Source organism: Mediterraneibacter sp. 210702-DFI.3.120, from assembly GCF_020561005.1.
In the GTDB taxonomy this organism is placed as follows: Bacteria; Bacillota; Clostridia; order Lachnospirales; family Lachnospiraceae; genus Mediterraneibacter; species Mediterraneibacter faecis.
In genome coordinates this window covers 1-17,941 of the sequence record NZ_JAJCNG010000017.1, presented here as the reverse complement: position 1 = coordinate 17,941, position 17,941 = coordinate 1, and the positions used below count along the sequence as shown (strand labels likewise).

Annotated in this window: 16 protein-coding genes; 15 read left to right on the top strand and 1 reads right to left on the bottom strand. The window is 42.5% G+C overall.

The genetic code is table 11. The features are described 5' to 3' along the window. Positions 1–107: 107 nt before the first annotated feature. From LI162_RS10040 to LI162_RS09985, 12 genes are all read left to right on the top strand, one after another. Entirely contained in the window at positions 108–1,850 is a 1,743-nt protein-coding gene (locus tag LI162_RS10040; protein WP_055173140.1) for a B12-binding domain-containing radical SAM protein, read from the top strand. A 177-nt stretch (positions 1,851–2,027) separates the two neighbouring features. Then, on the top strand, positions 2,028–3,023 hold the full coding sequence (locus LI162_RS10035) for an AIR synthase-related protein (RefSeq protein ID WP_227156454.1): 996 nt from the start codon (positions 2,028–2,030) through the stop codon (positions 3,021–3,023). 22 nt (positions 3,024–3,045) lie between these two features. Continuing rightward, positions 3,046–3,540, top strand: coding sequence for a tRNA (cytidine(34)-2'-O)-methyltransferase (locus LI162_RS10030; protein WP_055173076.1), 495 nt, complete (start codon positions 3,046–3,048; stop codon positions 3,538–3,540). Between the two features lie 404 nt (positions 3,541–3,944). After that, a complete protein-coding gene (locus LI162_RS10025; protein ID WP_195942363.1) occupies positions 3,945–4,253 on the top strand; it encodes a hypothetical protein in 309 nt (102 codons plus the stop codon). Positions 4,254–4,289: 36 nt separating this feature from the next. Next, positions 4,290–6,320, top strand: coding sequence for a V-type ATP synthase subunit I (locus LI162_RS10020; protein WP_227156452.1), 2,031 nt, complete (start codon positions 4,290–4,292; stop codon positions 6,318–6,320). Further along, positions 6,317–6,802: a V-type ATP synthase subunit K gene (locus tag LI162_RS10015; protein WP_015527973.1), complete on the top strand. Its 486-nt coding sequence runs from the start codon at positions 6,317–6,319 to the stop codon at positions 6,800–6,802. The genes LI162_RS10020 and LI162_RS10015 overlap by 4 nt, the downstream gene beginning before the upstream one ends. Before the next feature lie 27 nt (positions 6,803–6,829). Continuing rightward, positions 6,830–7,432 (top strand): V-type ATP synthase subunit E, encoded by a 603-nt coding sequence (locus LI162_RS10010; RefSeq protein WP_055148626.1) that lies wholly within the window; start codon positions 6,830–6,832, stop codon positions 7,430–7,432. Positions 7,433–7,450: 18 nt separating this feature from the next. Next, positions 7,451–8,425, top strand: a complete 975-nt coding sequence (locus LI162_RS10005; RefSeq protein ID WP_020436095.1) for a V0D/AC39 family V-type ATPase subunit — start codon at positions 7,451–7,453, stop codon at positions 8,423–8,425. Then, the gene (locus LI162_RS10000; RefSeq protein WP_226871333.1) at positions 8,418–8,744 is read left to right on the top strand and encodes a V-type ATP synthase subunit F; all 327 of its coding nucleotides are present in this window, start codon (positions 8,418–8,420) and stop codon (positions 8,742–8,744) included. The genes LI162_RS10005 and LI162_RS10000 overlap by 8 nt, the downstream gene beginning before the upstream one ends. Then, the gene (locus tag LI162_RS09995) at positions 8,741–10,507 is read left to right on the top strand and encodes a V-type ATP synthase subunit A (protein WP_015527970.1); all 1,767 of its coding nucleotides are present in this window, start codon (positions 8,741–8,743) and stop codon (positions 10,505–10,507) included. The genes LI162_RS10000 and LI162_RS09995 overlap by 4 nt, the downstream gene beginning before the upstream one ends. Further along, the gene (locus LI162_RS09990; RefSeq protein ID WP_117860742.1) at positions 10,508–11,881 is read left to right on the top strand and encodes a V-type ATP synthase subunit B; all 1,374 of its coding nucleotides are present in this window, start codon (positions 10,508–10,510) and stop codon (positions 11,879–11,881) included. A 43-nt stretch (positions 11,882–11,924) separates the two neighbouring features. Next, on the top strand, positions 11,925–12,587 hold the full coding sequence (locus LI162_RS09985) for a V-type ATP synthase subunit D (protein WP_020436093.1): 663 nt from the start codon (positions 11,925–11,927) through the stop codon (positions 12,585–12,587). A gap of 164 nt (positions 12,588–12,751) precedes the next feature. Here LI162_RS09985 and LI162_RS09980 read toward each other — a convergent pair whose 3' ends face one another. After that, positions 12,752–13,330, bottom strand: coding sequence for a TetR/AcrR family transcriptional regulator (locus LI162_RS09980; protein WP_020436092.1), 579 nt, complete (start codon positions 13,328–13,330; stop codon positions 12,752–12,754). A gap of 255 nt (positions 13,331–13,585) precedes the next feature. Between LI162_RS09980 and LI162_RS09975 the strand changes: the two genes are divergently transcribed. From LI162_RS09975 to LI162_RS09965, 3 genes are all read left to right on the top strand, one after another. Beyond that, the gene (locus LI162_RS09975) at positions 13,586–14,641 is read left to right on the top strand and encodes a polysaccharide deacetylase family protein (protein ID WP_020436091.1); all 1,056 of its coding nucleotides are present in this window, start codon (positions 13,586–13,588) and stop codon (positions 14,639–14,641) included. Positions 14,642–14,819: 178 nt separating this feature from the next. Further along, a complete protein-coding gene (locus LI162_RS09970; RefSeq protein WP_020436090.1) occupies positions 14,820–17,573 on the top strand; it encodes a translation factor GTPase family protein in 2,754 nt (917 codons plus the stop codon). Between the two features lie 111 nt (positions 17,574–17,684). Next, on the top strand, positions 17,685–17,941 hold a 257-nt coding region (locus tag LI162_RS09965; RefSeq protein WP_227156450.1), incomplete at its 3' end, for a zinc-ribbon domain-containing protein.

The window sequence follows — 17,941 nt, the reverse complement described above, 5'->3', positions numbered from 1 at the left end:
CATATCTTGACATTTCTCACATCTTCATTCAGAATAGAAAGGTAAGACCTAAAAAGGAAAATGTTTACAAATATACATTATTGACAGGAAAAGAGGTTTATAAAAAGATGAAGATTTTGCTTGCAGCGGTGAATGCAAAGTACATCCACTCAAATCTTGCGGTCTATTGCCTGCGCGCATATGCAAAAGAGCAGCATCCGGCTAGCAATATTACAATTTCTGAATATACGATCAATCAGCCATTTGATGAGATTTTGATGGATATTTATAAGCAGGCACCAGATGTTCTCTGCCTTTCCTGTTATTTATGGAATGTGACAGAAGTAGGACAATTGATACAGGAGATTCCAAAGATTCTGCCGGATACGAAGATCTGGCTTGGAGGTCCGGAAGTTTCTTATAATGCAAGAGAAGTTCTGGAAAAATATCCAATGACAGAAGGTATCATGCGCGGAGAGGGTGAAGAGACTTTTGCAGAACTTGTGGCATATTATGAAGGCCGTGGTGCGGCTGAATTGATCAACATTCATGGAATTACATTTCGGGAAGAGGAAAAACAGATTGCTGCGACACCGTCTCGACAGATTATGGATCTGAGCAAAGTACCGTTTGTCTATGGTGATATTGAGAATTTCAAGAACCGTATCATTTATTATGAGACGAGCAGAGGATGTCCGTTTTCTTGTAGTTATTGTCTTTCTTCAATTGATAAATGTCTTCGATTCCGTAACCTGGAACTTGTGAAGAAAGAACTGCAGTTCTTTATTGATCATGAAGTGCCACAGGTTAAGTTTGTTGACAGAACATTTAACTGTAAGCATGATCATGCGATGGCAATCTGGAATTATATCAAAGAGCATGATAAAGGGATTACAAATTTTCATTTTGAAGTGGCAGCAGATCTTCTGAATGAGGAAGAGATTGAGTTGATCCGAAGTTTGCGTCCAGGACTCATTCAGCTGGAAATTGGAATTCAGTCAACGAATAAACAGACGATCAAAGAGATCAACCGTTCCATGAATCTGGAAAAAGTACGTGATAAGGTAGCAAGGATTCATGAGAAGGGAAATGTGCATCAGCATTTAGATTTGATCGCAGGTCTTCCATATGAGAATTATGATAGTTTTGCTCATTCTTTTAATGAAGTTTATGCTATGGAACCGGATCAGTTTCAGCTTGGATTTCTGAAAGTACTGCATGGATCTGTGATGCATGAGAAGATGAAAGAGTATGAGCTGCTTTGCCAGAATCGTCCGCCGTATGAAGTGCTTTCAACAAAATGGCTTCCATACAGTGATGTGATCCGTCTGAAGAAAGTAGAAGAGATGGTGGAAGTTTACTATAACAGTTTTCAGTTTAGTCATACGATGAGACTTCTTGTGGAATTGTTTCCATCCGCATTTTCCATGTATGAGAAAATGGGCAATTATTATGAGAAGAAAGGCTTGTTTGGGTTGAATCATTCAAGACTTACTCGCTATGAGATATTGTGGGACTTTGTAGAATCAGAATTAGCAGAATTCACATGTTCGGAGAAAATGCAGAAGAAAGAAGAGGATTTTAAAGAGAAGGTGCTTGAAAGCATGACTTTAGATCTTTACCTGAGAGATAATGTGAAGAATCGTCCGGCATTTCTTGGAGAGAGCAAAGTAGAAAAAGATGTAGCGTCTGAATTTTATAAGAAAGAGGCAGAAGAGCACAAGTATCTGAAGGATTATGAAGGATACGACAGCCGCCAACTGCGAAAGATGACTCATCTGGAGCGATTGAATGGAAAGTTGCATCTTTTTGATTACAGACATAGAAATAAGCTGAATCAGGATGCGGCGATTTATATAATAGAGGACTAGTATAGCGTTGCAGATATTAGAAAGATATTTGCATATGGTTTTGTTAATGGAAATGGAGAAAAAAGATGAATTTTTATGATAAAAAAGTAAGACGTTTGGTGTCAATTATTATTTTGGTGGTTATTGTTGCAATGGTTGCAACGATGGTGATTCCATATCTGGTCTAAGGAGAGTGTGATGCGGACAGGGAGAGTAACGCAGACGATCTGGAATCGTTCTGTAAAGAAACAGATCCAAAAAGTAAACAGGAATTCAACAGGAAAAACTGCGTGGGAAGAAAGTAGTTCCGAACTGATATCTGACGAAAAGGATTTTGTCTGGAGCAGCACTTCAGTAAGCGGAAAAGCACCGGCACAGGTGAAATATGCAGTAATTAAATCAGCAGGAGATCTTGCGGCAAAGAGAGTCAGACCAACAGCGGTTTCAGTACAGATTTTGTTTCCTGAAAGTTCTGACGAGCAGGAATTAAAAGATATTATGAGAATCCTGACAGAGATTTGTGAGGAGACAGGACTTTCCATTACCTGTGTACAGGCTGAAAGTGCAGAGTATGTTTTGCAGACAGTGATTCAGATTACTGCTGTCGGCGTGAAAGAAAACTCAAAACAGCAGATGAAAAAATGGGTTTCGGGAACGGAAATCATTCTTTGCGGTTATACGGGATTAGAAGGAACGTTGCGATTGGTTGAAGAGGCAGAGGCAGATCTTCGTACAAGATTTACACCATCTTTTATAGAAAAAACAAAGCGTTGCAAGGAATCACTGATACTTCCGAAACAGATTTTAAAGCTTCCGGAAGAAGCGAAGAGCAGACAGTGTGGGGATGGAGGTGTACTCTGCGGATTATGGGAACTTGCAGAGGCAGAAAAGATAGGGTTTGAGATTAATTTTTCAAAACTTGCACTTAAGCAGGAAACGGTGGAAATCTGTGAATTCTTTCAGCTGAATCCATATCTTCTTACATCGGCCGGAAGTTATCTTGTGCTGACAGAGCATGGAGAAGAGACATTGGAAATCTTGAAGAATGCAGGTGTTCCGGCAGTAAGGATCGGATTTGTAAAAGAACAGAATGCAAGAACACTTGTAAATGGAGAAGAAACCCGTTATCTGGATCGTCCGGCACCGGATGAACTGAGCCGTTGGTGGAAAGAACGAAAAGAATCAGAAGAATAAGAAGATAGAAGAGGCGATAATTATGTTAAACATTGTACTTTATGAGCCGGAAATTCCGGCAAATACAGGGAATATCGGAAGAACCTGTGTAGCAACAGGGACAAGGCTTCATTTGATCGAGCCATTGGGATTTAAGCTGAATGAGAAATCATTAAAGCGCGCAGGCATGGATTACTGGAAAGATCTTGATGTGACAACTTATATTGATTATCAGGATTTTCTTGAAAAGAATCCGGGAGCTAAAATCTATATGGCAACGACAAAAGCGCATAAAGTCTACACAGAAGTAGAATATGAGCCGGATTGCTATATTATGTTTGGAAAAGAGAGCGCGGGAATCCCGGAAGAGATTCTTGTAGAGCATGAGGAAGACTGTATGAGAATCCCGATGAACGGAGATATCCGCTCATTGAATCTTGGTAATTCGGTGGCAATTGTGTTGTATGAAGCACTGCGACAGAATGGATTTGCAGGAATGAATTTAAGTGGAGAACTGCATGAACTTCATTGGAAATAAAGTGAAAAAGGAACAGGGTCAAATCATTTGTAAAAAGGTTTGATTTTGTTCCTTTTTTGAATGGTAAATAATCAGATATTTATACAAATACACAAAAAACGTTTAATAAACTACAAAAAATAGATGAAATATTTAGTAATCTAAAAAATTTTCATAAAAATCTAATAAAAAGTTTGATTATTACGACAAAATATGCTATGTTTAAAATAACATCGTTGTGCGAAAGTTACAAACAGAAAGAGAATAGGAAAGAAAAGTATGGTAATAATATATTGATACGTGCTGCGAACAGCGTAATCCTTAGATATTAATGTGCAGTAACAACATACAGCGAAGAGATCTTATTGTTCAAAATCACATAAGAACAATAAAAAGGGGGAGACAGGAAAGGTGGTGTAGATACTATGGTGGATGAGACAATCCGGTCAATTAAAGAAGCAGAACAGCAGGCAGAAGAGATTCTTGTAAAAGCGCAGGAACAAAAAGAACAGATTCTGAAAGATGCATCTCTTCAGGCAAAGCAGATTCATGAAGAAGTTGTAGAAGAGGCGAAAAGAACTGCCGGTGGACTGGATGAGAAAGCCAGAGAAGAGGCGAAAAATCAGGAAGATAAAGAAGCAGAGAAGCTCAAAGATGTGATCGAAGAGCTGAAGGTTTCTGCAAGAGAGAAAAAGGATGCAGCAGTGCAGCTAGTTCTTTCTGAATTAATCTGATCCATGTGGTCGTAACAAAAAAGGAGGGATAAGATTATGGCGGTACTTAAGATGCAGAAAATCAGCATCTGTGCCCTGAAGAAAGATCGAAAAGCAATCCTGGAACAGTTACAGCATCTTGGAGTTCTTGAAGTTGACAGGGAAAAAGAAGAGGATGCATTCTTCCAAAAGATGGACACAACCGGACAGCGGATGAAATTTGAAAAAGCGGCAACGGCAGCAGATCAGGCACTGGGGATTCTGGATGCTTACGCTCCGGAGAAAAAGTCATTACTTTCTTCGCTGGAAGGAAAAGAACTGATCGATCGCGAGTTGGAAGAAAAGGTTCAGATATCTGGACCAGAACTGATCAAGACAGCCCGCGGAATTTATGATCTTGATCGCGAGTATGCTGAGCTTAGAGCAGGCATAGCAAAGATTGAGAATCAGATTGAAAGTCTGATGCCGTGGATGGCATTAGATGTTCCGCTTCAGGAAGGGAAGACAAAAAGGACTGCTTTGATCCTGGGAACAATGCCGGGAGAACTTACTCTTGAGAACATTTATTCCATTCTACTTGAGAAGACTCCGGAAGTGATGGAGAAAACAGGGGTCGATGTACATTTAGTTTCAGCAGAATCTAATATGATCTGCATTGCAGTCATCTGTTTGAAAGAACAACTCCAGACAGTGGAAGAAGCACTTCGGAGTGCAGGATTTGCAAGACCGTCCCAGAAATGGAGCAAGACACCAAAAGAGCAGAAGGAAGTACTGGAAACAGAGATAGCAGCGTCAAGAGAGCGGATGACGCAGTGCGAGGCAGAACTTAAGAGCCTGGCTTCCAAAAGAAAAGAACTTCAGGCCGTAGCAGATTATTACAGAGTCCGAGCAGATAAGTATGCAGTTCTCGGAGATCTTCTTCAGTCAAAGCGTACATTTGTGATAAGTGGATATATACCGGCATGTGAGTCAGGTCCGGTAGAGAAATCTTTGACAGAGAAATATAACTGTATGGTAGATATTGAAGACATTGAAGAAGGTGAAGAAGCACCGGTTATTTTAAAGAATAACCCATTCTCTACAAACATGGAAGGTATTGTAGAATCTTACGGATTACCGCATGCCGGAGAAATCGATCCGACAACGATCATGTCATTCTTCTACGTATTTTTCTTCGGAATGATGTTGTCAGATGCAGCGTATGGAGCAGTTGTTGCAATTGTGTGTGCGATTCTTGTGAAGAAATATCCAAGAATGTCACAGAGCATGGCAAAATCTTTGAAACTGTTCTTCTACTGTGGAGTATCTACACTTGTATGGGGCGTTCTATTTGGAGGATATTTTGGAAATATCGTAGACATTGTTTCAGAAAAATTCTTCGGACATACGGTAACAGTTCCGGCACTTTGGTTTGTTCCATTGAATGATCCAATGAAACTTCTGGTTTATTCTTTGTTATTTGGAACAATTCATTTGTTCGTAGGACTTGGAATTAAAGGTTATCTGTGTTTAAAAGATGGTAAGGTTGTAGATTTTATCTGTGACGTTGTACTTTGGTTTGTGATGCTGATTGGGTTGATCCTGATGCTGCTTCCAAGTGACATTTTCGCATCGATCGCACAGACTACGATCGTGTTCCCGGCAGCTTTGAACACTGCTGCAAAAGTGATGGCTGCGGGTGGAGCAATCGGTATTGTGCTGATGTCAGGAAGAGCAAACAAGAATCCGGCGCTTCGGCTTGCGCTTGGAGCGTATGATTTGTATAACGTGACAGGATGGCTCAGTGACGCATTGTCCTATTCAAGACTTCTTGCACTTGGACTTGCAACAGGAGTTATCGCATCCGTTATCAATCAGATGGGAGCGATGCTTCCAAACAATGTGATCGGTGTGATTCTTTTCATTGTGATCTTCATTGTGGGACACGTATTGAACCTGGCGATCAATCTGCTGGGAGCTTATGTACACACAAACCGTTTACAGTTTGTGGAATTCTTCGGAAAATTTTATGAAGGCGGCGGAAAAGCATTCGAGCCTTTTAAAGAAAATACGAAATATGTTGATGTTAAGGAGGAAACAACATTATGAATATAGCAGGTGAACTTGGAGTTGTATATGGATTATTAGGCGCAGCAATCGCAGTATTATTCGCAGGTGCAGGATCTGCGTTAGGTGTAGGTATCGCAGGACAGGCAGCATCAGGTGTTGTAACAGAAGACCCGAGCAAATTCGCTAAAGTACTTATTATGCAGCTGCTCCCAGGTACACAGGGACTGTATGGACTGCTTGTTGGATTTATTACACTTTCTAAAATTGGTATTCTCGGCGGTGGTGGAGTAGAAGTTAGCGTTCAGTCAGGACTTATGATCCTTGCAGCTTGTCTCCCAATCGGTATTGTTGGATTGATTTCAGGTATTGCACAGGGCAAGACAGCAGCGGCTTCTATCGGAATCGTAGCAAAGAAGCCAGAGCAGTTTGGTAAAGCAATGCTGTTCCCGGCAATGGTTGAGACATATGCGATCCTGGCTCTTCTGATTTCCTTCCTCGCAGTAAGTGGTATCCAGCTGTAAGAAATAAATAAAAAGGAGAGCGTGGAGATGAGTGGACTTGACAAAATGAAAGCGCAGATAATCGCAGAGGCGCAGGACAATGCAAAAGAGATACTCGCACAGGCACACGCACAGGCGGATTCTATAATTGGGGAAGCAAAAGCACAGGCAGAGAAAGATGCACGGAAGATTGTCGCACAGGCAGAAGCCAGAGCAGAAGATTCTGTGAAACGCCTGGCCTCTTCATCAGATATGAGAAAGCGCAAGGCAGTACTTGAGGCGAAACAGGAAGTGATCAGTGAAGTTCTTGAAGATGCTTACAAAGCAGTCGGAGAGCTTGATGATGCAGCTTATTTTGCAATGCTTGAAAAGGTTCTTGAGAAGTATGTACTTCCGGAAGAAGGAACCATCTGCTTTACAGAGAAAGACAGAAAACGTATGCCTCAAGGGTATATGGAAAAAGTATATGAAACAGCGAAGAAGAAAGGCGGAAGCCTGGAACTTACAGAGACAGTGCCGGACGGAATGGATGGGGGATTTATCCTGACCTATGGCGGCATCGAAGAAAATTGTACGATCAAAGCGTTGTTTGATGCAAGAAGAGAAGAGTTATCAGATAAAGTGAACCGGCAGCTGTTTACAGCAGTGTAGCCGCAAGGAGGGATAATCTTGAGTAAGACAAAATATACCTATGCGGTTGCCAGAATCCGTGCACTGGAAGTCTCTCTTTTAACGAATGCAGTGATCGAACAGCTTCTTGCGTGCAAGAGTGCAGAACAGGCTCTACAGCTTCTGGTTGAAAAGGGCTGGGGAGATCTGACAGCAGGAACGTTGGATGCAGATGAAGTTCTGAATAAGGAAGAAGAGAAGATGTGGCAGACAATCCGTGAGGTGGCACCGGATATGCATGTATTCGATGTTCTGTCACTTCCAAAACTTTATCATAATCTGAAAGCAGCGATCAAAGAAGTGTGTACGGAAGTAGAGAATAAAAACATTTTTTACGATGACTGTGAGATTCCTGGAGAAGAGATGTTTGCACTTGTCCAGAACAAAGAATTTGATAAGCTGCCGGGTAATATGCCAGCAACAGCAAGAGAAGCATTTGACACTCTGCTTCACACAAGAGACGGACAGCTGTGCGATCTTATTATTGATCACGCAACACTGGAAGCTATGCTGGAAGCAGGGAAAAAATCAGGTGAGAAGATCATTGAAGAGTATGCACAGACAGCAGTTGCAATCGCTGATATTAAGATTGCAGTAAGATCTCAGAAGACAGGAAAAAATGCAGAATTTATGAAGAAAGCAATGGTAAATTGTTCCGAGATCAATGTGGATCAGCTGACACAGGCAGCATTGGCCGGTGCGGAGGAGATCGCACAGTATCTGGAAGGAACATCTTATCGTGAAGGTGCCGATGCACTGCGTATATCACCGTCTGCATTTGAACGCTGGTGTGATAATAAAATGACAGATTCTATGAGGTCACAGAAATATGAATCATTTTCCGTTGGACCGCTTCTGGCGTATCTGTTAGCCAGACAAAATGAGATCAAGACAGTACGGATTATACTGACCGGAAAGCAGAATGAATTTCCGGATGAAGCAATCCGGGAAAGGATAAGGGAGATGTATGTATAAGATTGCAGTAATGGGCGATTATGACAGTATCTATGGATTTGCCACCCTCGGTCTTAGCATCTGCCCTGTGAAGGACCGGGATGAGGCGAAGACAAAGCTTCGCCAGCTTGCAGAAGGAAATTACGGCATTATCTATATTACAGAGGCTGTGGCTGCACAGATTTCGTCAGAAATCAACAAGTACGGTGAGCAGACATTTCCGGCGATTATTCAGATCCCGGGTGTGTCGGGGAATACAGGAGCCGGAGTTGAAGGCGTGAAGAAGACAGTTGAGCAGGCCGTCGGATCAGATATTCTGTTTGGAGGAGTAAGCGAATGAGCACAGGAGTGATTAAAAAAGTCGCAGGACCTCTTGTTATCGCAGAGGGAATGCGTGATGCGAATATGTTTGACGTTGTCCGTGTATCGGAACAGCGTCTGATCGGAGAAATCATTGAGATGCACGGTGACGAGGCATCCATCCAGGTATATGAAGAGACATCAGGTCTCGGACCTGGAGAACCGGTTGAATCTATGGATGTTCCAATGTCTGTAGAATTAGGACCTGGTCTGATCGCAAGTATTTATGACGGAATCCAGAGACCACTGGATGATATTATGAAGATTTCCGGAAACAACCTGAAAAGAGGAGTTGAAGTTCCGTCTCTTAAGAGAAATCTGAAATGGGAGTTTGTTCCTACTGTAAAGGTTGGAGATGAAGTAGAGACAGGAGATGTGATCGGTACAGTTCAGGAAACAGTTCTTGTACAGCAGAAGATCATGGTTCCTTACGGAATTAAAGGAACAATCAAGGAAATCAAAGAAGGAACATTTACAGTAGAAGATATTGTAGCAGTTGTTGAAACAGAAAAAGGCGAAAAAGAATTAACTATGATGCAGAAGTGGCCGGTTCGTCGCGGTCGTCCGTATAAGAAGAAACTTCCACCGGAGATGCCACTTGTAACAGGACAGCGTGTTATCGATACATTCTTCCCAATCGCCAAGGGCGGTGTTGCGGCCGTTCCGGGACCTTTCGGAAGTGGAAAGACAGTAATCCAGCATCAGCTTGCAAAATGGGCTGAGGCAGATATTGTTGTCTACATCGGATGTGGAGAGCGTGGAAATGAGATGACAGACGTTCTGAACGAGTTCCCTGAACTGAAGGACCCGAAGACAGGACAGCCTTTGATGCAGAGAACTGTTCTGATCGCAAATACATCGGATATGCCGGTTGCAGCTCGTGAGGCATCCATTTACACAGGAATTACAATAGCAGAGTATTTCCGTGATATGGGATATTCTGTAGCACTTATGGCAGATTCAACATCCCGTTGGGCTGAGGCACTTCGTGAGATGTCAGGACGTCTGGAAGAGATGCCTGGTGAAGAAGGATATCCGGCTTATCTTGGAAGTCGTCTGGCTCAGTTTTATGAGCGTGCCGGACATGTAGTTTCTCTTGGAAAAGAAGGAAGAGAAGGAGCACTTTCCGTTATCGGAGCAGTATCTCCTCCGGGTGGTGATACATCTGAGCCGGTATCTCAGGCTACACTTCGTATCGTCAAAGTGTTCTGGGGACTGGATGCTTCCCTGGCATACAAGAGACATTTCCCGGCAATCAACTGGTTGAAGAGTTACTCCCTGTATCTGGATGATATGGAAAAATGGTTTAACGGACAGGTTGCCGAAGACTGGATGGAAGGCCGTCAGAAGATGATGACACTGCTTCAGGAAGAAGCAGAACTGGAAGAGATCGTTAAGATGGTAGGTATGGACGCACTTTCACCGTCCGACCGTCTGAAGATGGAAGCTGCAAGATCGATTCGTGAGGACTTCCTGCATCAGAACTCTTTCCATGAAGTAGATACGTATACGTCATTGAAGAAACAGCACATGATGATGGTTCTCGTTAACGAATTCTTTGACAGAGCAACCGATGCATTAAAAGATGGTGCATCACTTCAGAAGCTGATCTCAATGCCGGTCAGAGAGCAGATCGGACGTTTTAAATATGTGACAGAAGATAAGCTTGACGAAGAATTTAAACAGGTTGATGAGACATTAAGCGCTCAAATCGCAGCAGCATTTGTAAAGGAGGAAGGTTAAATGCCAAAAGAATATAGAACCATTCAGGAAGTGGCCGGACCTCTGATGCTGGTGCATGGAGTAGAAGGCGTAACATATGATGAGCTTGGAGAAATCGAGCTGGCGAGCGGAGAGACTAGAAGATGTAAAGTTCTGGAAGTGAACGGAAGCGATGTCCTTGTGCAGCTGTTTGAAAGTTCAACAGGTATTAACCTCTCCAACAGCAAAGTCCGATTTCTTGGACGAAGCATGGAACTTGGCGTATCAGAAGATATGCTTGGACGTGTCTTTGATGGACTTGGTAATCCGATTGATGAGGGTCCGCAGATCCTTCCGGATGCCAGAATGGATATCAATGGTCTTCCGATGAATCCGGCGGCCAGATGCTACCCGGAGGAGTTTATCCAGACAGGAGTATCTGCAATTGATGGATTGAATACACTGGTTCGTGGACAGAAGCTTCCAATCTTCTCAGCATCTGGTCTGCCGCATGCACAGTTGGCAGCACAGATTGCCCGTCAGGCAAAGGTACTTGGAACAAATGAAAACTTTGCGGTTGTATTTGCTGCTATGGGTATTACTTTCGAGGAGTCTAACTTCTTTATCGAAAGCTTCCGTGAGACAGGAGCACTCGACAGAACAGTATTGTTTGTAAACCTTGCGAATGACCCGGCAATCGAGCGTATCGCAACACCACGTATGGCGCTGACAGCAGCGGAGTATCTTGCATTTGAAAAGGATATGCATGTCCTTGTTATTCTGACAGATATCACAAACTACGCAGATGCATTGCGTGAGGTATCCGCAGCCAGAAAGGAAGTTCCTGGACGTCGTGGATATCCGGGATATCTGTATACAGACCTTGCAACACTGTATGAAAGAGCAGGGCGTCAGAATGGCAAGAAGGGAAGTATCACAATGATCCCGATCCTGACAATGCCTGAGGATGACAAGACTCATCCAATCCCTGACCTGACAGGATATATCACGGAAGGACAGATCATCTTAAGTCGTGAGCTTTACAGAAAAGGAGTAACACCTCCAATTGATGTTCTTCCATCTCTGTCCCGTCTGAAAGATAAAGGAATCGGAGCAGGTAAGACAAGAGCAGATCATTCCAATACAATGAATCAGTTGTTTGCTGCTTATGCGCGTGGTAAAGATGCAAAAGAGCTGATGGTTATCCTGGGAGAGGCCGCACTGACAGAAATTGATCTGAAATATGCACGTTTCGCAGATGCATTTGAGAAAGAATATGTATCTCAGGGATATCAGACAGACCGAAGCATTGAGGAAACATTGAATATCGGATGGAAGCTGCTTCGCATGCTGCCGCGTACCGAACTCAAACGAATTGACGATAAATATCTGGATGAATATTACGACAAAGAGTAAGAACAGACAGAATAATCGAAGATAGAAAGAGGAGGTGGCGGTATTGGCTGCGAAACAAGTGAATCCAACCCGTATGGAACTAACCCGTTTGAAGAAAAAGCGGATTACAGCCATTCGTGGTCACAAGCTTTTGAAAGATAAGCGTGATGAGCTGATGCGCCAGTATCTGGATCTTGTCCGAGAAAATATGGAAGTGAGACTTCGTGTAGAAGAAGGAATTCTCTCTGCGAACCGTAATTTTGTTATTGCCCGGGCCGGAATGTCAGAGGCAGCACTGAATACTGCATTGATGGCTCCGAAGCAGGAAGTTGGACTTATAGTTGATGAGAAGAATGTTATGAGCGTTGAGATTCCGACCTTCACATCCAAAACAAGAACAGCGGATGAAAATGATATCTATTCTTATGGATTTGCATTTACTTCCAGTGATCTTGATGGAGCAGTGAAGTCTTTATCAGATATCCTCCCAGATATGATCCGACTTGCAGAATGTGAAAAAGCATGTCAGCTGATGGCGGCAGAGATTGAGAAGACAAGACGTCGTGTAAATGCACTGGAGCATGTTATCATTCCAGAGACAGAGGAAAGTATCAAATACATTACGATGAAACTGGATGAGAATGAGCGTAGTACACAGATCCGACTGATGAAAGTGAAAGATATGATGCTTGAAGAGGCGCATCATTACAAAGAAAAAGAGGCGTAACTATTAAAAATAAAAAAGAACATGACCAGAGAATAAAAGCTTCTGTTTAAGAAGTCTTGAAACTGTGGGGCATGTTCTTTTTCATGTTTAAATCTAAAAATGCATGCATTTTACATCTTTTTTTGAAATTTTGCTTGGCTCTGAACAGTTACAAATGCAAAACATTATACAAGAATTTTGGATTGCAGAAGATCTGTTAAAAGTTGTCTTGCTCCGGCCTGAACCTGTTCTAACGGTACTTTTGATGTATAAGACTCACTGATAAATCCGAACAGACCAAAGCAGATGAATCCGGCAATCTGTCTTGCAGAATATTTTAAAGAATAAGAAGCTTTCAGCTTATCTGTATGAGATTCTACCGTGTCTAAAAGGATCCGATAAAATCGAAAAGCCAGGTAAGGATTTGTCTCCGGTACGACATGCCGGAAAAAATCATAACGTTCATAGTAAAGAGACAAAATACTGTCCAAAACGTTCAGATATCCCTGTGTGAGATTGTTTTCAGGATTGTTTTCCTCTTGTCTGCGATGGTATCCTTCTTTTCCAATAATCAGCATATCATTGAAAATGTCGTCAAGGAGAGCAAATTTATCTTTATAATGTGTGTAGAAAGTGATCCGGCTGACATTGGCAATCTTACATAATTCCGTGATTGAAATTACATCAAAAGCCTGTGTGGTTAAAAGCTCCAAAAGAGCAGACTTTAAAGCACGTTTTGTTTTGGTGATACGCTTATCTTCCATTGCGGATATTCTCCTTTCTGTGTTCTGTGGCAGATCATACGAATGCGGTGATTGCTTATCTGTAAAGTTATTTTAACACCTGTAAAGAAAATGGTCAAATACGGATGGATGGGGATGCATTGCTGGTCTCATGTAGTGTGAAAAGTAGTGCAGGATAGTGAGTAACAGAAATGTAACATTTTTCGAATAATTCTTAATGAATCATTACTACATATTTAAGAAGTATGGTTTATAATATATATAATTATACGGATATTGTATGCGAAAGATGCTGGAAATAGTGATGTCAGTAATATCCGTAAGAAAAAGAGCGTTGTTTACAGTAACGCAGAGGGATTGGGAGAGAGAATGCAGCAAAAGATAAAGGAAATGTTGATAAAGATAAAAGATGTACTGGTGAGTGTCTGGCATAGTTATAAAAGAATGCGTCAGGAGAACAATATTTATTTCAACATACTGGTAGGTCTTGTGTTTTTTGCGATTGTCGGAACAGGTGTATGTATGGTGGCAAATGCGCGGGAAGCAGCAGCTTTACGTCAGGTAGAAATACAGAAAGAGAAAGAAGCACAAGAGAAGAAAAAAGCCGAAGAAGAGGCGAAAAAAGCAGAAGAGGCAGCAAAGGCAGAAAGAGATAAGTCCATGTCTCTTCAGCCGGGAGTTGCAGTTGGAACCATGGATCCGCAGGATGATGAGAAAGTCGTTTATCTGACATTTGATGATGGTCCGTCTGCAAATACGCAGCGTGTGCTTGATATTCTGGATCAGTATGATGCGAAAGCTACCTTTTTCATTACTGCCCAGCAGCCGGATTATTTTCCTATGATCAAGAAGGTTTATGATGAGGGACATACAGTTGGACTTCACAGCTATACGCATGAATATGATCAGGTCTATGCATCTGTGGATGCTTATTTTGATGATCTTGAGAAAATAGGAGAGGTGGCAAAGGAACAGCTTGGATTTGTTCCATGCTTTATCCGTTTTCCAGGAGGCGCATCGAATTCTATTTCAAAAAAATATTCGGCAGGAATTATGACACAGCTGACACAGCAGGTGCTGGATAAGGGATACCAGTATTATGACTGGAATGTGAGCAGTGGAGACGGAGGAACGGTTACGGCAGATCAGATCATCGCACAGTCAGAGACGGATGAGTATACCAAAGTGATGCTCCTGTTCCATGACACAGAGGCGAAGGAGTCTACCATTCAGGCACTTCCGACAGTGATGGAATATTATAAGAATCTGGGGTATTCTTTCAAGGCAATTGACAGGGATAGTCTGGTCGTGCATCATTCAGTGAATAATTAGAAGATAACAGAGAAAGAAAAGCAGGAGTTGGCTGTAAAGAAGAGCAGTCGACTCCTTTTCTTTCTTATGATATGATGTAAGTGTCAAAAGTATAAATTGCGTTTGTGCTCGCACAAATAAGCAATTTATACTTATTGACACGCCGAACACCGAAAAAACAATGAAAGGGGCAGATTTTATGGGGAATAACTCAGAAAATAAGCCGGACAGATATATAAATATAGGTATTGTAGCGCATGTGGATGCCGGAAAGACGACATTGTCAGAAAGCATGCTCTATCATGCCGGAGCAATCAGGAAGCTTGGCAGAGTGGATCATAAAGATGCGTTTCTAGATACAGATCAGATGGAAAGAGAACGTGGGATCACTATTTTTTCCAAGCAGGCAGTATTCCGGTGGAAGGATCGCACGATCACACTTCTTGATACACCGGGACATGTGGACTTTTCTGCGGAGATGGAACGCGTTCTGCAGGTTCTGGATTGCGCGGTGCTTGTTGTCAGTGGAGCAGATGGTGTGCAGGGACATACACAGACATTATGGAAGTTATTAAAAAGATATCACATTCCGACCTTTCTTTTTGTGAATAAAATGGATCAGGAAGGAACGGATGGTGAAAAACTTCTGAAAGAACTCCGCAAGCGTTTTGGGGAAAATGTCGTTCCATTTGTGGATATCATGACAGAATCCGACTGTCCGGGTGGAAAAGTATATTTACATACGAAAGAGAGCGCAGTGGAAGAGGTGCTGGAAGAGCTGGCTGTCTGTGAAGATGATATGATGGAAGAATATCTGGAAGAGGGAAGAATCTCTCTGGATAAAGTACAAAAAGCAGTTGCAGACCGTCAGGTGTTTCCATGTTATTTTGGTTCGGCACTACATTCTCAAGGTGTGGAAGAACTTTTGGATGGACTTGATCTGTATATAAAAGATAAGACTTATCCGGCAGAGTTTGGGGCAAAGGTTTATAAGATTGCAAGGGATAATCAGGGAAACCGTCTGACCTATCTGAAAGTGACAGGTGGAAGACTGAAAGTAAAAGATGTAGTGGAAGGACTGAATGAAAAGATCAATCAGATCCGGATCTACTCCGGTGAGAAATTTGAGGCTGTCCAGGAAGTAGAAGCCGGAAGAGTATGTGCAGTGACAGGATTGGAAAATACAAGACCCGGGCAGGGAATCGGAGCAGAAGAAGAGTCAGATTTACCGGTATTAGAGCCGGTGTTGACATACCAGATCCTTCTTCCGGATGACTGTGATGTACATAAGATGCTTTTGAACCTAAAGATTTTAGAGGAAGAAGAACCAGAACTTCATATTGTATGGGAAGAACAGACTTCTGAGATTCATGTACAGCTGATGGGAGATGTGCAGATTGAGATTTTACAGCGGATGATAAAGGAACGTTTTGGTGTGCTGGTAGAATTCGGTGAAGGGAGTATTGTTTACAAAGAGACAATCACAGCACCGGTAGAAGGTGTGGGACACTTTGAACCATTACGTCATTATGCAGAAGTGCATCTGCGCATAGAACCGGGAGAACGTGGATCCGGAATGCAGTTTGCAGCAGAGTGCAGTGAAGATATTCTGGACAGAAACTGGCAGCGGCTTGTTCTGACACATCTGGAAGAGAAGGAACACAAAGGTGTGCTGACAGGTTCACCAATCACGGATATGAAGATTACGCTGACTTCCGGACGTGCACATCAGAAACATACGGAAGGCGGAGATTTTCGTCAGGCAACTTATCGTGCAGTGCGTCAGGGATTAAAGAAAGCAGACAGTATTCTTCTGGAGCCATATTATGAATTCCGAATGGAACTTCCATCAGAAAATGTAGGACGAGCTATGACGGATATCCAAAATATGTCCGGCAAATTCGGAACACCGATGATAGAAGAAGAGACAACCGTGCTGACAGGAAGTGCACCGGTGTCCCTGATGCGTGGATATCAGAAAGAATTCACAGCCTATACAGGTGGACGTGGAAGAATGGCAGTTTCGTTGAAAGGTTATGATATTTGTCATAATCAGGAAGAAGTTCTGGCAGCGTCAACCTATGATTCGGAGGCAGATCTGGCGAATCCGACAGGTTCTGTATTCTGTGCACATGGAGCAGGATTTGTTGTAGATTGGGATGAAGTTGAAGAATATATGCATATGGAACATACATTGGAATCAGGAAATGATGATGAAATGGATGTAATGGAGGTGACACTTCCAAAACGCAGGCACTCCAGTATTGAACTGACACAGGAAGAGTTGGATGCGATCTATGTCCGTACACCGGATCCGAAGAAGAATCGTTCTACAGGTCCTGTAACTGTCCGGGCAAAGGAAAAGACAATAGAGCCGGGAAGCGCTTATCAGGATCCGAAGTGGGAAGCGCGCCGGAGAGCGAAAGCCGGAACAGAAGAATACCTTTTGGTAGATGGTTATAATATAATTTTTTCATGGGAAGAACTGAAAGAACTTTCAGAAAGAGATATTGGTGCAGCAAGAGGAAAGCTTGCAGATATTCTAAGTAACTATCAGGGATTCCGCAAATGTACCCTGATCCTTGTGTATGATGCTTATAAAGTAGAGGGGAATCCGGGTGAAGTGATGAAATATCATAACATTTATATCGTCTATACGAAAGAAGCAGAAACAGCAGATCAATATATTGAGAAGACAGTCCGCAGGATTGCGAAGAATGCAGATGTAACAGTAGCCACATCAGATGGACTTGAGCAGGTGATCATCATGGGGCAGGGGGCTCACAGAATGTCTGCGCCAGGTCTGAAAGAAGAGGTTGAGTTGGCATTAAAAGAACTCAGAGGAGAGCATCTGGGCAGGCAGGTAAATCTGAAAAATTATCTTCTGGATTATCTTGATGAGGAAACTGCAAAACAGATGGAAGAAATCCGTTTGGGAAAAGAAAAGTGTTAATTTTTAATGAAGATACAAGTTTTTTGGTGATATTAATGTTATGATATAAGAAATAAAGTCGCAAAACGAACAAGTGAGCAAATTGGTCAGTGCTCTGGGAAAGTGAGAATTGTGACTTATGAAAGCGAGGTAGAGATGATGAGATGTATGAACTGTTATCAGGAGATACCGGATAGTTGTAAGTTTTGCCCGAATTGCGGGGCGAAGCAGCCGGTACAGAAGATGGAACCTGTATCACAGGTAAAGGAAGAGACAATAGATAACATAACAGAAGATACAGCAGAGGTACAGCAGCCGACAGAAAAAGTGCAGTCAGAAGAAGATGTGCAGCCGGCAGAAAAAGTGCAGCCAGAAGAAGATGTGCAGCC